Below are 20725 nucleotides of genomic sequence, written 5' to 3' on the forward strand. Positions count from 1 at the left end.
TTACTTAGGCCTTACCCCAGTCTCCACTGGTGAAATTTTTCCAACCAGCGCAGCAAGCGTTTGGGTGCATTGGCCCGCTTCCAGTTTCCTGCAACAAATTTATTGCCTTCGGTCATTGTCGGATAGATATGAATGGTGGATAGGATTTTATTCAGCCCCAGCCCCTGCTTCATAGCAAACACAAACTCGGCGATAAGCTCTGCCGCATTTTCACCAACAATTGAAACGCCTAATATTTTATCTTTACCTGGTACTGTTATTACTTTAATAAAACCCTGTGCCGCCCCATCTACAATAGCCCGATCCAGATCATCAAGATTATAACGAGTTACCTCATAAGCAATATCATTTCGCTTGGCCTCGAGCTCACTGAACCCAACACTGGCCACCTCAGGATCGATAAAAACTGCCCGAGGTACCAGCGAGTAATCTACGGCAAATTTCTTGATATCACCAAAAAGGCCATTCACTGCAGCATACCAGGCTTGGTGCGAAGCCATATGGGTAAACTGATAGGGACCGGCAAGATCCCCAGCCGCGAGAATATGGGGGTGGCGAGTGCGCAGGAAAGTATCGGTTGATAGTTTACCATCCTGCAATAAATCCAATTTTTCCAGCCCGAAACCCTTGGTGCGAGCGCGCCTGCCAAGTGCCAGGATAACCTCATCAAATGTCACCTGTGTTTCACCCTCGGCATTACGTAAATGTAATGTGCTCTCCTGGCGATCTTTATTGCCACTAAAAGAAACTGCCTCATGCCCAGTGAGAAGACATACCCCTTCAGATTTCAATGCCTTGGCAACAGCCTCCGATACTTCGTGGTCTTCCTGGGGGAGTAGACGTTCATCCCGCTCAATCAAGGTCACCCGAGACCCCAAACGGGTAAATGCCTGGGCCAGCTCACAACCAATGGCACCGCCACCCAGTAATACCAATCTATGCGGAACCTTATCCAGTTGAGCAAACCTATCCCAGAGTGTTTCACTCGTCAGATAATTAACCGTATCGAGGCCGGGGAATGGCGGCACTATAGGCTCGGCGCCAGTAGCCAGGATAATGGCACGCCCACGCAAAGATCTTTCACCGCCACTTTTCAAAGTGATATCAACTGTCCAGGGATCAACCAATCGTGCATAGCCTTTTATCACTTCCACACCGAGCTCTGAATAACGCTCCACGCTGTCATGAGGCTCTATCTGCTGGATAGATTCACGCACATGCCGCATCACCCCAGGAAAATTAATCTCCGGTTCCGGCAGGCGCACACCGAAATTACTCGCAGTACGTGCGGAGTGCGCTACACGAGCACACTTGATCAATGCCTTACTGGGCACACAGCCGGTATTCAGGCAATCCCCCCCCATGTCCCCAGACTCAATTAATGTCACCTTCGCTTTTACTGCCGCAGAAATATAGGCGCTCACCAACCCTGCAGCACCTGCACCAATGACAATAATATTGCGGTCAAAATTTTTAGGTTTTTTCATTGGAGTCTCACTTGGCCTCGCGGCGACGTTTAAGCCAGTTGAGGAAGTATTTTGCCAATAGAGGGAAAATACCCAGCAGGGCAAAGGACAAAAGCAATTGAGGGGAAGCGATATCTTTAAGGCTTTCTATTCGGGCGAGTTGCGTTCCCGCATTCACGTAGACAATTGTGGCCGCAAGCATGCCTAACTGGCTCACCCAATAAAATGTCCAGACTCGCAGGTGGGTTAACCCCATCAAGATATTAATCAGAAAAAACGGGAAAATAGGTACAAGGCGCAGGGCAAAAAGATAAAATGCGCCTTCCCGCTCAATACCTTTATTCACAACTTGGAGGCGTACCGCAAACCTTTCCTGAATATAATCGCGAAATAAGTAGCGGGCCATAAGAAAAGCCAGAGTGGCACCGATACTGGAAGCAAAAGACACAATAACAGTGCCCCACAACAAACCAAAAATCGCACCAGCGGCTATGGTGAGAATAGCCGCGCCAGGCAAGGACAAGCCGGTCACCAAAATATAAAAAATTAAAAACAGGAAACTCACTAAAAATGGTGAGGCCGCTTTCCATTGCTGGAACTGCTCTCCGCCTTCCTGCAACTTGTCTAGACTCAACCAGTGATGTAAATCAAGTGCGTAAAAAGCAATCACCAATACCGCGATAACCACCAACAGCAGTATTTTTTTACTCATAGTATTCCTGCCCTATGGCTATAAAACCCTTTCCTCTTACAGAGCTCCACCACAGCTACTACCCTGCCCCGCAGTACAGCCATAGCAGTGATCTGCCACTGCAATCGCGCTCCCCTGCAGATTCTCATCGAGTAAATCATGCAGGTGCGGCCTACCTGGCACAGGAATATCTAGCTGCTGATTAAAATCGCAATCGAATAGATTCCCCTGCCAGTCAACACTCACCAGGCTGCGACACATAACGCCATCGAGATTTTCAGCGCTATAACTGTCACGTAATAAAGTCATATAATCTTTAAACTGCCCCTTGGAAATCAACATGGAACCAAAGCGCTTGATGGGCATATTAGCGAGCGCAAACAATTGATTGAACTCAATATTAAATTGCCTTCTCAATTCTCTGCGATAGTCCGCCTCCAGGACACTCTGCTCTGGGGGTAAGAAGGGGCCTTGAGGGTTGTATACCAAATTTAACTGCAAACCACTGTCTGGCTTGCCATAACCCAGTTCATTGAGCTTTTGCAGACCGGCAATACTCTTGTCAAAGACCCCTTTGCCCCGCTGTTTATCGACGTTATCCATGGAATAACAAGGAAGGGAAGCGACCACTTCCACATGATTTCGGGCGAGAAACTCCGCAGTATCTTCCTGGCCTGGCTCGAACAAAACTGTGAGATTACACCGATCAATAACCTGCACTCCCAATGCCCGTGCAGCACTGACCAAGCCGCGAAACCCCCAATGTAATTCCGGTGCGCCACCAGTGATATCCAGTCTCCGAATACGGCGCTTCTCAATGACCTCCAACAGCAGTGCCAGGTTTGCATCCGACATCATTTCCGTGCGATTGGGGCCCGCGTTTACATGGCAGTGCACACAAGACTGATTACAGCGATAACCAATGTTGAGCTGCAGGGTTTCGATAGTACTGCGGCGTATTGCCGGGAAATCAGATATTTCAAGTAACGGCAGTGTTTCATGCATATGTCTCAGTGCTCCACTTCTTCCAACACTGATTGTGTCGGTTCAAGCAGTGGTTTTATTACAGCGAGCTGGCCCTGCGGCATTGTTTCCACAGGTGTGACCAATCCACTGGTCAATGCCGTATGGGCAATGGAGTCAGGTTTCTCCATACCCAATAATCGAATGGCCTCTGCTGCTATCAACTGGGCACGCGCAGCATTTTGCTGCAGATTGGCGATCGCCACTTCCGCGGTAACCGCTTGCTCACGAGGGTGCCAACAGTCGTAATCGGTGGCCATTGCGAGTGTGGCGTAGGCAATCTGCGCCTCTCTCGCCAATTTTGCCTCTGGCATATTAGTCATACCAATAACCGACGCCCCCATGCTGCGATACCAATGGGATTCCGCTCGCGTTGAGAACTGTGGCCCCTCAATGCACAAGTAACTACCACCCCGATGTAACTGCACCGGCTGCTCGGCCTGGGTGGAAGCAAAGGCCCGCGCCAGACAATCCGCCACTGCGGAACATACGGGGTCTGCCATAGAGACATGGGCTACAGCGCCACCACCAAAAAAAGTGCCCTCACGCTTGCGCGTCATGTCGATAAACTGATCGGGAATCAACATATCCAGTGGCCTGACCTTCTCCTGCAGAGAGCCAACCGCAGAGAGAGAGAGCAGATAGCGCACACCCAACTGACGCAACCCATGGATATTTGCCCTGTAGGGCACCTCAGAGGGGATCAGCCTATGACCGCGTCCATGGCGGGAGAGAAAGGCAACCGGGATACCCTGCAGCTTGCCACACAGAATCGGATCCGATGTCGGGCCAAATGGGGTCTCCACTTGAACCTCTTGCACATCAGTCAGCCCCGGCATTTCATAGAGACCACTCCCCCCAATCACACCAACCAGTGCTCTAGCCATGTTCACTCCTAAGTAGTTAGTTTTTCCGCAGTATAGAATTGAGCAATGACCCTGTATATCGCCAGATAGGGTGCAAAATACTCCCTAAGAACGCACCTAGAGCCAGAAATACTCACGGTAATCCCACCGATAGTAGTCCTTCAGCACATACCAGTAGATTTTGCGAGAGACCTTTGCTGTACATAGACAAATTGATTGCCTATATTTACCCGGGTAATATTATTTTGCCCGGATAAATTAATAGGAGACTTTTGTTGTGCCAGAATACGTAGCCATTGAGCGACAACAACTGATTGCACGGGGCACACTGGAGTCGATCGTTCGCCAGGTAAAATCCCGTGAAACACCACTTGAACCCATGGTTTTTTCAACCGATAACTGCCAAAGAATCGAGATCGATTGGCAAGGCGATATTGAGACGGTACTAACCAGATTGAAGCCCAGCACAACACCTACCAGTGCAAAGCGAGGGCGCCCAAAGTTGGGAGTCATTTCCAAGGAAGTCACATTGTTACCCCGTCACTGGGAGTGGCTGAGACAGCAACCAGGCGGAGCCTCCGTAACCCTGCGCAAGCTGGTGGAGCAGGCCCAGAAAGATATTTCACTCGAAGAGCGTATCACCACAAGCCAGCATCAACTCGATAGATTTATGCTGCAGGTTGTTGGTGACGCCCCAGGCTTCGAAGATGCCAGCCGCTCCCTCTATCGAAATAGCAAAGTAAGCTTTGAAAAAGCCATCCGAGCCTGGCCAGAAGAAATCAAACACTTTGTTTTGGCCAAATTTAATGATATTGCAGAGATACATAGTGGAAATAAGTAATAGGGATCGTATATGAGCGAACAACAAGACAACATTTTCCTCAAGGGTGCACTTTTACCGGTTTTCTTCAAAACAGCGGCACCGATCATTTTTATAATGTTGGTAAACGGCTCTTTTACCCTGCTGGATGCTTATTTCCTGGGGGAGTATGTAGGCCCTGACGCACTGGCAGCTGTCACCCTGACATTTCCAATGTTTATGTTGCTAGTGGCACTATCCTCCTTAATATCGGCTGGCTACTCCAGCGTTCAGGCCAGACTCTTGGGCGCGGGAAAAACAGATAAGGCAAAACAGGCTTTCTCTCAGGCAATCACCTTGGCACTGTTAGTTTGTGGCCTTCTTATGGTGCTGTTTACTCTTGGGGGTAAACAATTGACGATGTTAGTAGCCAATGGCTCCCAGCCGTTGGCGGATATGGGCTACACCTATTTAACAGTTCTTGTTTTCCTATCTCCCGCCCTATTTATTGGTTCCGTAAACTCCGACACATTACGCTGTGAGGGGAAACTATCGTTGATGGCGATAGTTTCTTTAAGCTCCATACTTCTTAATATCGTTTTTAACTATATTTTTATTGCCCATTTTCAAATGGGAGTAGCGGGCTCCGCTTATGGAACAGCATTGGCTCAATCAATCGCCCTGATGATAGTGGCCGGCTATCGTCATTACGGAAAAACAGTCATTGATACACAGGTCATCCGCCTCTCCTATGAGAAACAATATTGGAGAGAGTTTCTGTCCTTGGGCTTACCGGCTAGTTTGAGCTATATCGGCGTTTCCCTCACCTCTATGGCAGTTATATTCAGCCTACAGGCATGGGGAGCGGAAAACTATGACGCTACCGTTAGCGCCTACGGTATTACCACTCGGATTATGACTTTTATTTTTCTACCCCTACTCGGCTTAAGCCAGGCTTTTCAAACGGTGGCTGGAAATAATGCTGGCGCAAAGATCTGGTCGCGAATGGATAGTAGTATCAATATCGCCCTGACTGCGGCATTCGGCTACTGCCTGCTGCTTCAACTAGCTGTCATTATTTTTAAAGACACTTTAGGTGGGCTATTTGTTAACGATCCTCTGATCATTGAAGAAGTAGCGCGTATCCTGCCAATGATGACTCTGGTTTATTTCTTGGCTGGCCCCCTCATGATGGTTAATACCTTCTTCCAGGCGATTGGTGACGCCAAACGAGCAGCCATTCTCGGACTGGCAAAAACTTATATATTTTTACTGCCTTTGATAGTGCTACTACCTCTGGCCGTTGGTGAAGTTGGAATCTGGTATGCAGGGCCCATTGCAGAGTTATTACTACTTAGCCTGACGGCTTTTATTCTTTACCAACGCAGCCGCACACACGGTCACAAATACGGTTTGTATAGCACCTAGCGGTACCGAATACTTCAGCGGCACAGATAGAAAATGCAATTTATCTTTTAGTAAATTTTGCGCTTAAGCCTAAAGAGCTAGAAATTTAGAGGGTACGGTTAGAGAAGAAAATAAAAAAGTAAAAAAGGGAGATACTGACTCCCTTTTTTAAGCCACCTTTGCAGCAACGAACTGATCTACACCATTGGCATCGCAAAAGATCTTGGTAAGGTCAGACGCCTACCATCATACAAATAGGAAAGCATATTCAAATCACCCGCGCTGGGATTCCAACTTGAATTATTTACCTGGTTGGGGGTAATTTTACAACCGCCTGTCCTGGTATTTTCCCTGACCCCCAGCGCCTGAGCTTGAGCATCGTACATCATGATAGACTGACCATCGAATGACGAGCCATGAGTCATAAAGCGTGCCATTGTCTGGGTGCGGGTTTGCACTTGTAAAGAGTCCAGTGTGCTCTGCACTGCCATGGGAGCATCTGAACGCATATGCTCGTGGGCCAATCCCAGGGTATGACCAATTTCATGTGGAAGCGAGGCAATCGCAGCCCGATTCCCTCTCCAATTAACACCGCAATACTGATTTGTTGTATTGGTATAACCTACGGTGGCACTACTATCATTATCCCGGATAGTAATCACACCCTGCCCGGCCGCTCCCACCTGCAAAAATTTAATCGCCGCAAACTGAAACGCCCGATAAATACACAACTCCCAGCGGGACATGGCTTTCTTAACCGCCGTCACATAGCCAGCATCAAGATTATTCGGTACGTAATATTTAACGATCCCATTGGGCCAGACTCCGCCAACATCCTCATTTCTATCCAAAGAAAAACCACTAAAGACCAGCTTATATGAAATATTTCGAATATTTTTATCTATTGATAGCCCCATGCTGTGAACCTCCACAATTATTTGGTCATTATTTTGAGGGTTAATAAATCCTTTATCTAACTTACAACCGGACTCTTAAAAGCCAACCTCCGCATTTAATCCCAACAAGGAATTTATACCCCAACAAATTCACAACACCTAGAAAAAATTAAATAACTCCTAAAACACTCCAAGAAAAAATAAAAAATAAGATACTTTCTCAAACAACAATAAATATCATTCAATATTTAATTACATAAAAAAGAAAAAATATGAAAAAACCACAAGGCAGAAGAAAAATATCGGCAAAATGCACAGAAATAGTGAGTAGCGTGAAAATTAAAATGGCTGCGCAGCGAAATTAATCTGGCAACAAAAGAAGCCAAGGGAAAGATTGGCACGGAATTAGGATGACGGTTGAGTTTAATAAACAAAAAAGGCCACCCAAAGGGTGGCCTTTTTTTGTGCTAGCCAGCTAGTAATTACTTACCAGCCAGTAACTTCCTTCAGAGCGTCGCCGATCTGAGCCAGGGAGCGCACGGTTTTAACACCAGCGTCTTCCAGAGCAGCGAACTTCTCGTCAGCGGTGCCTTTACCACCGGAGATGATCGCGCCCGCGTGACCCATACGCTTGCCGGGAGGAGCAGTTACACCAGCGATGTAGGAAACTACAGGCTTAGTAACATTTTCCTTGATGTAAGCAGCGGCTTCTTCTTCAGCAGTACCACCGATCTCACCGATCATAACAATCGCTTCGGTCTGCGGATCGTTCTGGAACATTTCCAGGATATCGATGAAGTTGGAGCCCGGGATGGGGTCGCCACCGATGCCCACACAAGTGGACTGGCCAAAGCCGTAGTCGGTAGTTTGCTTAACCGCTTCATAGGTCAGAGTGCCGGAACGGGAAACGATGCCCACTTTACCCGGCTTGTGGATGTGACCCGGCATAATACCGATCTTGCACTCACCCGGAGTGATAACACCCGGGCAGTTCGGGCCGATCAGGCGCACGCCCAACTCGTCGCACTTCACTTTAGCGTCGAGCATATCCAGAGTCGGGATACCTTCGGTGATACAAACAATCAGCTTAATACCAGCGTTGGCCGCTTCCAGAATGGAGTCCTTACAGAAAGGCGCAGGTACGTAAATTACGGAAGCTTCAGCGCCGGTCTTCTCTACCGCTTCTTTAACGGTATCGAATACTGGCAGGCCCAGGTGAGTCTGGCCGCCTTTACCCGGAGTTACACCACCAACCATCTTGGTGCCGTAAGCAATCGCTTGCTCGGAGTGGAAAGTACCCTGGGAGCCGGTGAAGCCCTGGCAGATTACTTTAGTGTCTTTGTTAATCAATACTGACATGATTATTTACCCTCCGCAGCTTTAACCACTTGCTGAGCCGCATCGGTCAGGCTGGTCGCCGCGATAATGTTCAGGCCACTGTCGCTCAGAACCTTGGCGCCCAGGTCTGCGTTGTTACCTTCCAGGCGTACAACAACCGGTACTTTAACGCCAACTTCTTTTACTGCGCCCACAACGCCTTCGGCGATCATGTCACAGCGAACGATACCACCGAAGATGTTGATCAGTACGGCTTTTACGTTCTCGTCAGACAAGATGATCTTGAACGCTTCAACAACGCGCTCTTTGGTCGCGCCGCCGCCAACGTCCAGGAAGTTAGCTGGCTTGCCGCCGTGCAGGTTTACGATGTCCATGGTACCCATGGCCAGACCAGCACCGTTTACCATGCAACCGATGTTGCCATCGAGAGCTACGTAGTTCAGGTCGAACTTGGCAGCGTGCGCTTCACGGGAATCTTCCTGGGAAGGATCGTGCATTTCGCGCAGGTCCGCGTGGCGGTACAGCGCGTTGCTGTCGATTACCACTTTGGCGTCCAGGCAGTGCAGGTTGCCTTCGGTAGTAATTACCAGTGGGTTGATCTCAAGCAGGGCCAGATCTTTTTCTTCGAACATTTTCGCCAGGCCGAGGAAGATCTTGGTGAACTGCTTCACCTGAGTCGGGTTCAGGCCCAGTTTGAAAGCCAGCTCGCGCGCCTGGTAAGGCTGAGCGCCTACCAGCGGGTCGATGGTGGCTTTCAGGATTTTTTCTGGAGTCTCTTCCGCTACTTTCTCGATCTCAACGCCGCCTTCGGTGGAAGCCATGAAAACGATACGACGGGTGGAGCGGTCAACAACGGCGCCAAGGTACAGTTCTTGGTCAATGTCGGTGCAGCTTTCAACCAGGATACGGGAAACAGGCTGGCCATTTTCGTCTGTTTGGTAAGTTACCAGGCGCTCGCCCAGCCACTTCTTGGCAAACTCTTCAATTTCTGCCTTGGAATCTACCAGCTTTACTCCGCCAGCCTTACCGCGGCCACCAGCGTGTACCTGGGCCTTTACTACCCACTTATCACCGCCAATTTCGTCAGCCGCTGCTACTGCCGCTGCCGGGGTTTCCGCTGCAATGCCTTTGGAAACCGGCAATCCGTATGCCGCAAACAGTTGTTTGCCCTGATACTCATGCAAGTTCATAGTCAATACCAATTCACATGTGAAATGTGTTTATTAATTGCAGATCTCTCTGCACCTGAAAGACAAAACTCAAAATTTCCGTCGTTGCAAATTTTGAATTCCGCAAATGAAACCGGGGCGCTAATTAATCAATAATTAGTGCCCCGATATCGAAAAAACTTCTTACTTGCGCTTCTTGCGATTTACGGTGTGAATCGCATGACCGTTCACGCCCAATGCCGCTTCTTTCACGGTCTCAGACAGAGTCGGGTGTGCGAATACGGTCATACCGATATCTTCGGCGCTGGAGCCGAATTCCATCGCGATCGCCACTTGCTGAACCAGATCGGCAGCAGACGGGCCAACGATGTGGGCACCCAGTACACGGTCAGTTTCCGCGTGAGCGATGATTTTCACAAAGCCCTGGGTATCGTTGGCAGCCATAGCGCGACCGTTGATCGCAAACGGGAAGCTACCTACGTTGTAAGGCTCGCCATCGGCCTTCACCTGCTCTTCGGTGCGACCAACCGCAGCGATTTCCGGGTGAGTGTAAATAACGTTGGGGATCACGTCGTAGTTCATCATTGGCTTCTGGCCGGCGATGCGCTCAGCGACTACAACACCTTCTTCAGAAGCCTTGTGCGCCAGCATCGGACCGCGTACCACGTCACCGATCGCCCATACGCCCGGTGCAGAAGTCATGCACAGGTCGTTAACGTAGATAAATCCACGCTCGTCCATCTTCACGCCGGCATCTTCAGTCAACAGGCCTTCGGTGTAAGGACGACGGCCAACGCAGACGATCAGCTTGTCGAAAGTTTCCTGGTGCTCTTTACCATCCTTGTCCTGGTAAGTAACAACCACTTCCTCGCCCTTCACTTCAGAACCGGTTACACGGCAAGCGAGGCGGATATCCAGGCCCTGCTTCTTGAAGATCTTCTGGGATTCTTTGGCAACCTGTTGGTCCATGATCGCCAGGAACTTATCCATCGCTTCCAGAACAACGACTTCGGAGCCCAGGCGATTCCATACTGAACCCAGTTCCAGACCGATAACGCCGGCACCGATAACGCCCAAACGCTTGGGCGTTTCAGAGAATTCCAGAGCGCCGGTGGAATCGACAATAATTTTATTGTCCACCGGAGCCGGGGGAATGTTTACCGGTACAGAACCGGAAGCCAGAATGACATTTTCGGCTTCGTAGACAGTGCTGTTGCCTTCGTCGTCGGTCACTTCCACTTTCTTGTTGGCCAGCAGTTTACCGGTACCGAAAATGGAGGTCACTTTATTGGCGGTGAACAGGCCAGCTACGCCGCCGGTCAGTTTCTTAACGATCTCGCCCTTGCGCTCGATCATCTTGCTCACATCCATCTTGACCTTGCCGACTTCAATGCCGTGCACGTCGAGAGCATCTTTGGCCTCGTGGTACTTCCAGGAGCTGTCCAGCAGTGCCTTGGAGGGAATACAACCTACGTTCAGGCAGGTACCGCCGTTAACGTATTTACCTTCCTTGTTTTTCCACTTTTCAATACAAGCAGTCTTCAGGCCCAGCTGAGCGGCACGGATGGCAGCGACATAACCACCAGGACCAGAGCCGATTACGATTACGTCAAATTTTTCCGACATGATCAGTTCCAGATATTTCTAATGCAGTGTGATCGAGGGGCCCGCAGGCCCCAGAACTTATTTTTTAAACTTCGAGCAAGATACGCGCTGGATCTTCGATCATTTCCTTGATCGCTACCAGGAAGCCAACCGCTTCTTTACCGTCGATCAGACGGTGGTCATAGGACAGCGCCAGGTACATCATCGGCAGGATTTCCACCTTGCCATTTACCGCCATCGGGCGCTCCTGAATTTTGTGCATACCCAGAATTGCGGTTTGCGGCGGGTTCAGGATCGGAGTGGACAGCAGGGAGCCGAATACACCACCGTTGGTAATGGTGAAGGTACCGCCAGTCATCTCTTCGATAGACAATTTACCATCGCGGGCGCGAACACCCAGATCGCGGATATTGTTTTCCATATCCGCCAGGCCCATGTTTTCCGCATTGCGCAGAATCGGTACAACCAGGCCTTTCGGAGAGGAAACCGCTACACCGATATCCTGGTAACCGTGGTAAACGATATCGTTACCATCGATAGACGCGTTCACCGCGGTGTAGCGCTTCAACGCTTCTACCGCAGCTTTCACGAAGAAGCCCATAAAGCCCAGACGAGTGCCGTTGTGGGTTTTTTCGAACAAGTCTTTGTAGTTCTTGCGCAGGTCCATGACCGGCTTCATGTTCACCTCGTTAAAGGTGGTGAGCATGGCGGTGGACTGGGAGGCATCCAGCAGGCGTTCAGCAATACGCTTGCGCATGCGGGTCATAGGAACACGCTTCTCCACGCGCTCGCCCGGAGCAACAGCCACTTCGGCAGCAGCGGCGGGAGCAGCAGCGGCGGGCGCAGTGCCCGCCTTCATTACGTCTTCTTTGAGAACACGGCCACCCTTGCCAGTGCCTTCAACACCCGCCAGATCGACACCCTTCTCAGCGGCCATTTTCTTGGCGGATGGCATGGCAATTTTGTCGCCAGCAGCGGGGGCAGCCGCTTCGGCAGCCGGAGCTTCTGCTTTTTCTGCCACCGGGGCAGCGGCCGCGCCAGCGCCCGCTTCAAACTTGGCAATCACTTCATTGGAGAGGACGGTATCGCCCTCCCCCTTGATGATTTCAGTCAGCGCACCATCGGCAGGTGCAACAACTTCCAGCACAACTTTATCGGTCTCGATGTCCACGATCAGTTCATCGCGGGACACAGCTTCACCGGGTTGTTTATGCCAGGTGGCGACAGTTCCGTCCTGAACAGATTCAGGGAAAGTTGGCGCTTTAATCTCGATCGTCATTTTTTCTGTTTCCTGAGATTGACTCTTCACTTATTACTGCCGCCGGTTACTTGACGGTCAGCGCCTCGTTGATGAACTTATTCTGTTCTTCAAGGTGCGTGGACATATAGCCTGCCGCAGGTGCTGCGGATGGGGCGCGGCCCACGTATTCCAGATCCAGCTTCGGATGGGTTTCCGACAGGAGACGACGCAAGTGGTGCTGGCTGGAGTACCAGGCGCCCTGGTTCATGGGCTCTTCCTGACACCAGGCAACACTCTTGATCTTCTTGAATGCGGATACCGCTTCCACAAACTCTTCGTCTGGGAATGGGTACAGCTGTTCGATTCGCACGAACGCAACATCTTCCTGCTCACGCTCCATACGGGCTTCCAGCAGGTGGTAGTAAACCTTGCCGGAGCACAACACCAAGCGTTTCACTTTTTCTGGGTCTACGCCCTGGTCCTGGATCACGTTATGGAAGCGGCCTTCGGCCAGCTCTTCCAGGCTGGAGGTGGCCAGCTTGTGACGCAAAATCCATTTCGGGCTCATAATCACCAGCGGACGACGCATCGGGCGTACCGCCTGACGACGCAGCAAGTGGAAGATCTGTGCCGGAGTAGTGGCATTACACACCTGGATATTGTGCTCGGCACATAGCTGCATAAAGCGCTCTAGACGTGCGGAGGAATGCTCCGGACCCTGGCCTTCGTAGCCGTGCGGCAGCAGCATTACCAGGCCGCACATACGGCCCCACTTGTGCTCACCGGAAGTGATGAACTGGTCGATTACTACCTGGGCACCATTGGCGAAATCACCGAACTGAGCCTCCCAAACCACCAGGGATTTTGGTGTAGTGGTGGCGTAGCCGTATTCAAACGCCAACACTGCCTCTTCAGACAGCAGCGAGTCGTAGATGTAGAAAGGCGGCTGGTCTTCGAACATATGCTGCAAAGGCACATAGCTCTGGCCATCTTTCTGGCTGTGAATCACCGCGTGACGGTGGGAGAAGGTTCCGCGACCCACATCCTCACCGGTAAAGCGGACCATAAAGCCCTCTTCCAGCAAAGTGCCATAAGCCAAGGTTTCCGCCATGCCCCAGTTCAAGGGCAGTGCGCCACCGGCCATCTTGCGGCGGTCATCGTAAATCTTGGAGACCTGGCGCTGCATCACAATGCCATCGGGCACAGCGGTCATACGGTTGGCCACATCCTGCAATTTCGGCAGCGCATAGCCAGTATCTGCAGCTACTTGCCAGTCGTGGCCCAGGTAGGGGCTCCAATCTACAAACATGGAGGAGTCCGGCTGCTTCACCAAGCCAGTGGCCACGTCCTCACCCGCATCGAGTTTATCGCGGTAGTCGTTGGCCAGTTTATCCGCAGCAGCCTTATCGAGAATGCCCTCACCCACCAGCTTCTCGGAGTAGAGGGTACGGGTAGTTTTATGCTTGCGAATAGTCTGGTACATCAGCGGCTGGGTACCAGAGGGATCATCGGTCTCGTTATGGCCGCGACGACGGTAGCAAACCAAATCGATAACGATGTCTTTCTTAAATTCGTAGCGGTAGTCCACCGCCAGCAGCGCGGCCAATACGACCATTTCCGGGTCGTCGCCGTTTACGTGCAGCACCGGCGCATCGATCATCTTGGCCGGATCGGTAGAGTACTCAGTGGAGCGAGCGTCTTCGCGCTTGCTGGTGGTAAAGCCCACCTGGTTGTTCAGTACGATGTGCACAGTACCACCGGTGTAGTAACCGCGGGTCTGAGACATCTGCAGGGTTTCCTGCACCACACCCTGACCGGCAAAAGCCGCGTCGCCGTGGATGTTAATCGGCATTACTTTCTCACCAGTCCCGTCTTTACGACGGTCCTGGCGAGCGCGTACAGAGCCAACCACCACAGGCGCACTGATTTCCAGGTGCGACGGGTTAAAGGCCAGCGCCAGGTGTACTTCACCACCGGGAGTCATTACGTTGGAGGAGAAGCCCTGGTGGTATTTCACGTCGCCAGAGGTATCCAGAGTTTTCTTGCCCTCGAACTCTTCGAACAGGTCCGATGGGTTTTTACCGAGGATATTCACCAGGGTATTCAGACGGCCGCGGTGGGCCATGCCGATCACGATTTCCTTCACCCCGTAGGTACCGGAGCGGCGGATCAGGGCGTCCATCATCGGGATCAGACTCTCACCACCCTCGACACCAAAGCGCTTGGTACCCGGGTATTTGGAATCCAGATGGCGCTCCAGGCCCTCTGCTGCAGACAAGCGCTGCAGGATTTCAATCTGGATATCGGTGCCGAAGTTGGCCTTGGACTGGCTGCGCTCCAGGCGCTGCTGAAACCACTGCTGCTCTTCCAGATTGGAGAGATGCATGATCTCTGCACCCAGATTGCCACAGTAGGTGCGCTCCAACCCCTCTACGATCTCACGCAGGGTCGCCTCTTCTTTGCCAAGGAACAGGCTACCGGTATTGAAGGTGGTATCGAAATCACCCTCAGTCAGGCCGTGGTAGCTCAACTGTAAATCGGGCACCTGCTCGCGGGCCATCAGGCCGAGCGGGTCCAGGGTCGCTTTCTTATGGCCGCGATGGCGATAGGAATCGATCAGCTGCAGAACTTTAATCTGCTTGCGCTCGTGTTCGATATTGACGGAGCCGGAACCTGGCGCCGCTACTGGGCGCGCGCGGTGTTTGCTGAGCAGCTCGAAGTGCTGGCGCACTGCGGCGTGAGAGACATCGCTGCTGCCCTCAACACGGGGGAGGCTGTCGAAGTAATTGCGCCACTCCTCCGGTACACCGTTGGGGTCGTGCAGATAGGTCTCGTAAAGCTCCTCCACATAGGCAGCATTGCCCCCGGAGATATGGGAGCTACGCCACAGCTGCTCCATGGTACTTTCGTGCATTTTGATGCCTACCTCGATTGCAGTGGACTCTCATCGCTACAGCCACTGCGCTTTCCTTCACTCACAAAAGGGGAGGCGCACAAAGCCACCTCCCCTTTTTAATTTAATACCGACCGGAGCCGGCTTTTGTATTAGATAAGCGCCCTACCTGGCACCGGGCCCACCAAAGGTGAGCCCTGAAGACTGCTTTGCAGCCTTCATTAATCCCTATACAGCACGCGTCAGCAGCATATTGCGAATATGGCCAATGGCGCGAGTCGGATTCAAACCCTTAGGACATACGTTGACACAGTTCTGAATACCGTGACAACGGAACACACTGAAGGGGTCGTCCAGGTTGGATAGACGTTCGTCAGTGGCCAGGTCGCGGCTATCCGCCAGGAAGCGGTAAGCCTGTAGCAGGCCGGCCGGACCGATAAACTTGTCCGGGTTCCACCAGAAGGACGGACAGGCGGTGGAGCAGCAGGCACACAGGATACACTCGTACAGACCATCGAGCTTTTCGCGATCCTCTGGGGACTGCAGGCGCTCAATCGCCGGTGCCGGAGTGTCATTCTGCAGATACGGCTCAATCTTTTTGTACTGCTCGTAGAACTGTTCCATATCCACAACCAGGTCGCGAATCACAGGCAGGCCCGGCAGCGGACGCAGAATCAGTTTACCCTTGGGGGCAGCTTCAGACAGTGGCGTAGTGCACGCCAGGCCATTGCGGCCGGAAATATTCATACCGTCGGAACCACACACACCTTCACGGCAGGAGCGGCGGAAGGACAGGGTCGGATCCTGAGCCTTGAGCAACTCCAACACGTCCAACACCATCAGGTCCTTGCCCTGAGTGTCGAGCTGGTAGTCCTGCATGTAAGGCGCTTTATCAGTTTCCGGGTTGTAACGGTAAATGCTTACTTTCAACATACTCTATTCCGCTCCCGAATCAGTAGGTCCGAGCTTTCGGTTCAAAGGCTTCCATGGTGGTCGGTGCAAAGTTTACCGCACGCTTGCCAACACGCTTCTCAGTTGGGAAGTACATGGAATGACACAGCCAGTTTTCGTCATCGCGCTCCTGGAAGTCTTCGCGGGCATGGGCACCGCGGCTCTCAGTGCGGGTCTCCGCGGCAATCGCAGTGGCCTCGGCAACTTCCAGCAGGTTCTGCAGTTCCAGCGCTTCGACACGGGCGGTGTTAAACGCACGGCTTCTGTCGTCCAGGCGTACATTCTCAATACGCTCACGCAGGTCAGCCAGCTTCTTCACACCTTCCGCCATGTAGTCGCCGCGGCGGAATACGCCGAAGTGATTCTGCATTACACCTTGCAACTCTTTGCGCAGGTCCGCAGCTTTCTCACCGGTTTCGTTGGTTTCCAGTCGGTTCAGACGCGCCATCGCCGCTTCCAGATCGGACTCGGACGCTTCGCGGTGCTCAATACCTTCACGCAGTGCCTTCTCGATAAATAGGCCGGATGCGCGGCCGAATACCACCAGGTCCAGCAGCGAGTTACCACCCAGGCGGTTAGCGCCGTGTACAGATACACAGGCAACCTCACCACAGGCGTAGAAGCCGTCGATGATCTGGTCGTTGCCCGCAGCGTCCTGGGTCAAGGCCTGGCCGTGAACGTTGGTGGGAATACCGCCCATCATATAGTGACAGGTGGGAACAACCGGAATCGGCGCCTTAACTGGGTCGACATGGGCAAAGGTCTTGGACAACTCACAGATACCGGGCAGGCGGCTGTTGAGCAAGTCTTCGCCCAAGTGATCAAGCTTCAGGAACACGTGATCGCCCTCGGGGCCACAGCCGCGGCCATCGAGAATCTCAAGTACCATGGAACGGGCTACAACATCGCGAGAAGCGAGGTCTTTAGCGTTGGGCGCGTAACGCTCCATAAAACGCTCGCCGTCTTTGTTGATCAGGTAGCCACCCTCACCGCGACAACCTTCGGTCACGAGTACACCGGCACCGTAAATACCAGTCGGGTGGAACTGCCACATCTCGATGTCCTGCACAGGCATACCTGCGCGCAGGGCCATACCGACACCGTCGCCGGTGTTGATGTGTGCGTTAGTGGTGGAGGCGAAGATACGGCCGGCACCACCGGTAGCGAATACGGTCGCCTTGGACTTAATAAAGACCACTTCGCCATCTTCGATGCACATGGCGATCACACCCACCACGGCACCGTCCTGGTTCTTCACCAAGTCAATCGCAAACCACTCGTTCAGAAACTCGGTTTGGTGCTTAACATTATTCTGGTACAGCGTGTGCAGCAGTGCGTGGCCAGTACGGTCGGCGGCAGCACAGGTACGGGCTGCCTGGCCACCGCGGCCGAAATCTTTGGACTGACCGCCGAATGGGCGCTGATAAATACGGCCTTCCTCAGTTCGGGAGAAAGGCAGGCCCATGTGCTCCAGCTCAAATACCGCTTCGGGGCCTACAGAACACATGTATTCAATCGCTTCCTGGTCACCGATATAGTCGGAGCCTTTAACGGTGTCATACATGTGCCAGCGCCAATCATCATTGGGGTCAGAGCTGGCAATCGCACAGGTAATACCACCCTGGGCGGATACCGTGTGAGAACGGGTTGGGAATACCTTGGTAATTACCGCAGTTTTATAGCCGGACTGGGCCATCTGCAGAGCCGCGCGCATACCAGCACCGCCGCCACCAATCACAATCCCGTCAAAAGAAATAGTTCGCATGTTCGCCATTGCTTATACACCCCAAAGAATTTCAATGCCCCACACCGTGTAAAGCACGGCAACCGCAGCCAGGATCACTTCTACGAACAGGCGCAGAACAGTGGCCTTACCGCCCATCACCCGGTTGGTGATGTAGTCGGTAACCACAGACCAGAGGCCGATCCAGGCGTGAATCACGGTGGACAGCAAGGCAACCAAGCTGAATACACGCATCCAGCGCTGGGCGAACAATTCAGACCAGGCCTGGTATCCGAAGTCTTTGGTGAAAAAAATAAAGCCCACTATAAAGAAGACGTAAGCGAGCAGTATTACTGCGGTAACGCGCTGGTAGAGCCAGTCGAATGTGCCGCTACGGCCGAAGCTAGTTACTGTTCTTACCACAACCATACTCCCACTAAAAGAATAAGGATTACACTCACCACCAGCACGGCAATTGCGCTGCGGCGACCACCTTCGAGGCTCTCACCCATACCCATATCCATAAACAGGTGACGCACACCGGCCAGCAAATGGTAAATAAGAGCTGCCAGAGAGGCCCACAGGATGAGCTTGGCTGGAATACTGTTAAATGCTGCCGCCATATCGGCGAAGCCCTGTTCGGATTCCAGACTGGCATCGAGCATGCAGAGCAGCAACGCCACAACGGCGAAGAGCACCACACCGGATACACGGTGCAAAATGGAAACCAAAGCGGCAGCGGGAAGCTTTATAGTGGAAATGTCTAAATTGACAGGTCTGTTTTTGTTCACAGGAAAAACACCTTGTTGCCCTGAACGACCGGGCGCCCGTTAGCTTTTCAAATTGGGAGGGACGAGCTGCTTGCTGATCACTTTGCACTCGACCTGATGAAGCCTTGTACAAAGTAGCCGTACCATGGCGCAAGCCGCGCGGATTATAGGCATTCGATAGTCAAAACACAACGAACGCCTAGGAATACGCCACCTCAGCGCACCTCGCAGGCACAGGATTTAGCTCAACGGGATTTCCGCAGATTTTTGCGCCCACGACCAGGCAAAAGCTCTACCAGCCCACGCTGTCGCCGAATATCCTGTTGTCGGCCGACTGGCCGTCCACCCCTTTGGGTTTGACAATTTGCGGCGCGGCACTTAAGTTTGGCCCCGCTCAAAAGGCCGCCAGCACCCGAAAACACTAGGAAAAGGCCGCCATAAGAACAGTTTTTAGGAGTCCGCAATGTCCGATAAAAAAGCGCACCTCACAGTCGATGGTATCGACGGCGCTCTTGAGATGCCCGTTCGCTCCGGCACCCTCGGCCCCGATGTGATCGATGTCGGCGGCCTGACCAGCAAAGGCTTTTTCACCTACGACCCGGGCTTCGTATCCACCGCCTCATGTGATTCCAAGATCACTTTTATTGATGGTGGCAAAGGCCAATTATTGCACCGGGGCTACCCCATCGAGCAATTAGCAGAAAAATCCGATTATCTGGAAACCTGCTACCTGCTGATGAATGGTGAACTGCCCAATGCAGAAGAAAAGAAGAAGTATGTAGACACTATTATGTCTCACACCATGGTTCACGAATCCCTGGTGAGTTTCTTTAAAGGCTTCCGTTACGATGCCCACCCGATGGCAATGATGTGTGGCGTAGTGGGTGCTCTCGCCTCCTTCTATCACGACTCCCTGGATATCACCAATCCAGAGCACCGCGAGATTTCTGCGCACCGCCTGATTGCCAAGATGCCAACCTTGGCAGCCATGTGCTACAAGCACTCCCAAGGCATGCCCTTCATGTACCCGGACAATAGCCGCAGCTATTCCGAGAACTTCCTGCACATGATGTTTGGCAATCCCTGCGAGCCCAGCAAGATCGATCCGGTTGTCGCCAAGGCAATGGACATCATCTTCCTGTTACACGCTGACCATGAGCAAAACGCCTCCACCTCTACCGTGCGCCTGGCGGGCTCCTCTGGCGCCAACCCCTTCGCCTGTATCTCCTCCGGTATCGCTACCTTATGGGGACCCGCTCACGGCGGCGCCAACGAGGCAGTACTGAACATGCTGCAGGAAATCGGCGATGAGAGCCGTATCGACGAATTCGTGAAGCGCGCCAAAGACAAGAATGACCCCTTCCGCCTAATGGGCTTTGGTCACCGCGTCTACAAGAACTTCGATCCTCGCTCCCGCGTAATGCAGGGCATCTGCGATGAAGTTCTGGGAGCCATGGGTGCCGAGAACGATCCACTGCTGAAGATCGCCAAGAAGCTGGAAAAAATCGCCCTTGAGGACGATTACTTCGTTGAGAAGAAGCTCTACCCGAACGTCGACTTCTACTCCGGTATTATTATGAAGGCTATCGGCATCCCCACCGATATGTTCACCGTAATTTTTGCCACCGGCCGCACTTCAGGCTGGATCGCACACTGGAACGAAATGATTTCCAACCCGTACAAAATTGGTCGCCCTCGCCAGCTTTACACCGGCTATGCCCAGCGCGATTATGTTCCACTGGAACAACGCTAATAAAGCTCAAAATAAAAAACCCGGCAATGCCGGGTTTTTTATTTCCTGAAATAACCACCTGGAATTTAAAAATATTCAACAAAATTCAAATAACGCAACAACCTAGACCTCCATTAATTGTGACGAGGTTCTCAA

Annotated in this window: 17 protein-coding genes; 3 read left to right on the forward strand and 14 right to left on the reverse strand. The window is 52.2% G+C overall.

Going from position 1 to position 20725, the window contains the following annotated elements; translation table 11 throughout:
* Window positions 1-11 precede the first annotated feature (11 nt).
* The 4 genes from ACJJIO_RS04270 to mtnP are packed head-to-tail and all read right to left on the reverse strand — an operon-like array spanning window position 12 to window position 4067.
* Entirely contained in the window at window positions 12-1487 is a 1476-nt protein-coding gene (locus tag ACJJIO_RS04270; protein WP_444910251.1) for a dihydrolipoyl dehydrogenase family protein, read from the reverse strand.
* Window positions 1488-1494: 7 nt separating this feature from the next.
* Window positions 1495-2178, reverse strand: coding sequence for a TVP38/TMEM64 family protein (locus ACJJIO_RS04275; RefSeq protein ID WP_444900097.1), 684 nt, complete (start codon window positions 2176-2178; stop codon window positions 1495-1497).
* A 36-nt stretch (window positions 2179-2214) separates the two neighbouring features.
* Window positions 2215-3162 (reverse strand): arsenosugar biosynthesis radical SAM (seleno)protein ArsS, encoded by a 948-nt coding sequence (arsS, locus tag ACJJIO_RS04280; protein WP_444900096.1) that lies wholly within the window; start codon window positions 3160-3162, stop codon window positions 2215-2217.
* Between the two features lie 5 nt (window positions 3163-3167).
* A complete protein-coding gene (gene mtnP, locus ACJJIO_RS04285; protein ID WP_444902904.1) occupies window positions 3168-4067 on the reverse strand; it encodes an S-methyl-5'-thioadenosine phosphorylase in 900 nt (299 codons plus the stop codon).
* Between the two features lie 256 nt (window positions 4068-4323).
* Here mtnP and ACJJIO_RS04290 point away from each other — a divergent pair, with 256 nt between their 5' ends.
* Together ACJJIO_RS04290 and ACJJIO_RS04295 are read left to right on the forward strand one after the other, a co-directional pair.
* A complete protein-coding gene (locus ACJJIO_RS04290) occupies window positions 4324-4887 on the forward strand; it encodes a DUF2239 family protein (RefSeq protein WP_444902905.1) in 564 nt (187 codons plus the stop codon).
* A gap of 12 nt (window positions 4888-4899) precedes the next feature.
* Window positions 4900-6273 (forward strand): MATE family efflux transporter, encoded by a 1374-nt coding sequence (locus ACJJIO_RS04295; protein ID WP_444902906.1) that lies wholly within the window; start codon window positions 4900-4902, stop codon window positions 6271-6273.
* Between the two features lie 176 nt (window positions 6274-6449).
* On the opposite strand, the gene ACJJIO_RS04300 is transcribed toward ACJJIO_RS04295, so the two are convergent.
* The 10 genes from ACJJIO_RS04300 to sdhC form a co-directional block, all read right to left on the reverse strand.
* Window positions 6450-7169: a M12 family metallopeptidase gene (locus tag ACJJIO_RS04300; RefSeq protein ID WP_444884077.1), complete on the reverse strand. Its 720-nt coding sequence runs from the start codon at window positions 7167-7169 to the stop codon at window positions 6450-6452.
* 465 nt (window positions 7170-7634) lie between these two features.
* Window positions 7635-8507 carry a succinate--CoA ligase subunit alpha gene (sucD, locus tag ACJJIO_RS04305; RefSeq protein WP_020412684.1) on the reverse strand — a complete coding sequence of 291 codons (873 nt, stop codon included), beginning with the start codon at window positions 8505-8507 and terminating at the stop codon, window positions 7635-7637.
* Between the two features lie 2 nt (window positions 8508-8509).
* A complete protein-coding gene (gene sucC / locus ACJJIO_RS04310; protein ID WP_252082922.1) occupies window positions 8510-9676 on the reverse strand; it encodes an ADP-forming succinate--CoA ligase subunit beta in 1167 nt (388 codons plus the stop codon).
* Between the two features lie 162 nt (window positions 9677-9838).
* The gene (gene lpdA / locus ACJJIO_RS04315) at window positions 9839-11281 is read right to left on the reverse strand and encodes a dihydrolipoyl dehydrogenase (protein ID WP_444910252.1); all 1443 of its coding nucleotides are present in this window, start codon (window positions 11279-11281) and stop codon (window positions 9839-9841) included.
* A 64-nt stretch (window positions 11282-11345) separates the two neighbouring features.
* Window positions 11346-12539 (reverse strand): 2-oxoglutarate dehydrogenase complex dihydrolipoyllysine-residue succinyltransferase, encoded by a 1194-nt coding sequence (gene odhB / locus ACJJIO_RS04320; RefSeq protein ID WP_444910253.1) that lies wholly within the window; start codon window positions 12537-12539, stop codon window positions 11346-11348.
* 46 nt (window positions 12540-12585) lie between these two features.
* Window positions 12586-15414: a 2-oxoglutarate dehydrogenase E1 component gene (locus tag ACJJIO_RS04325; RefSeq protein ID WP_252082927.1), complete on the reverse strand. Its 2829-nt coding sequence runs from the start codon at window positions 15412-15414 to the stop codon at window positions 12586-12588.
* A gap of 207 nt (window positions 15415-15621) precedes the next feature.
* Window positions 15622-16326 carry a succinate dehydrogenase iron-sulfur subunit gene (locus tag ACJJIO_RS04330; protein ID WP_252082928.1) on the reverse strand — a complete coding sequence of 235 codons (705 nt, stop codon included), beginning with the start codon at window positions 16324-16326 and terminating at the stop codon, window positions 15622-15624.
* Between the two features lie 19 nt (window positions 16327-16345).
* Entirely contained in the window at window positions 16346-18118 is a 1773-nt protein-coding gene (sdhA, locus tag ACJJIO_RS04335; protein WP_252082930.1) for a succinate dehydrogenase flavoprotein subunit, read from the reverse strand.
* Between the two features lie 3 nt (window positions 18119-18121).
* Window positions 18122-18490 (reverse strand): succinate dehydrogenase, hydrophobic membrane anchor protein, encoded by a 369-nt coding sequence (gene sdhD / locus ACJJIO_RS04340; RefSeq protein WP_444910254.1) that lies wholly within the window; start codon window positions 18488-18490, stop codon window positions 18122-18124.
* Window positions 18484-18858, reverse strand: coding sequence for a succinate dehydrogenase, cytochrome b556 subunit (gene sdhC / locus ACJJIO_RS04345; protein ID WP_252082932.1), 375 nt, complete (start codon window positions 18856-18858; stop codon window positions 18484-18486). The genes sdhD and sdhC overlap by 7 nt, the downstream gene beginning before the upstream one ends.
* A 442-nt stretch (window positions 18859-19300) precedes the next feature.
* On the opposite strand from sdhC, the gene gltA reads away from it, so the two are divergent.
* A complete protein-coding gene (gene gltA / locus ACJJIO_RS04350; RefSeq protein ID WP_252082934.1) occupies window positions 19301-20590 on the forward strand; it encodes a citrate synthase in 1290 nt (429 codons plus the stop codon).
* The last annotated feature ends 135 nt before the right edge of the window (window positions 20591-20725 follow it).

This window comes from Microbulbifer mixtoriginis (SeqCode), assembly GCF_052467235.1.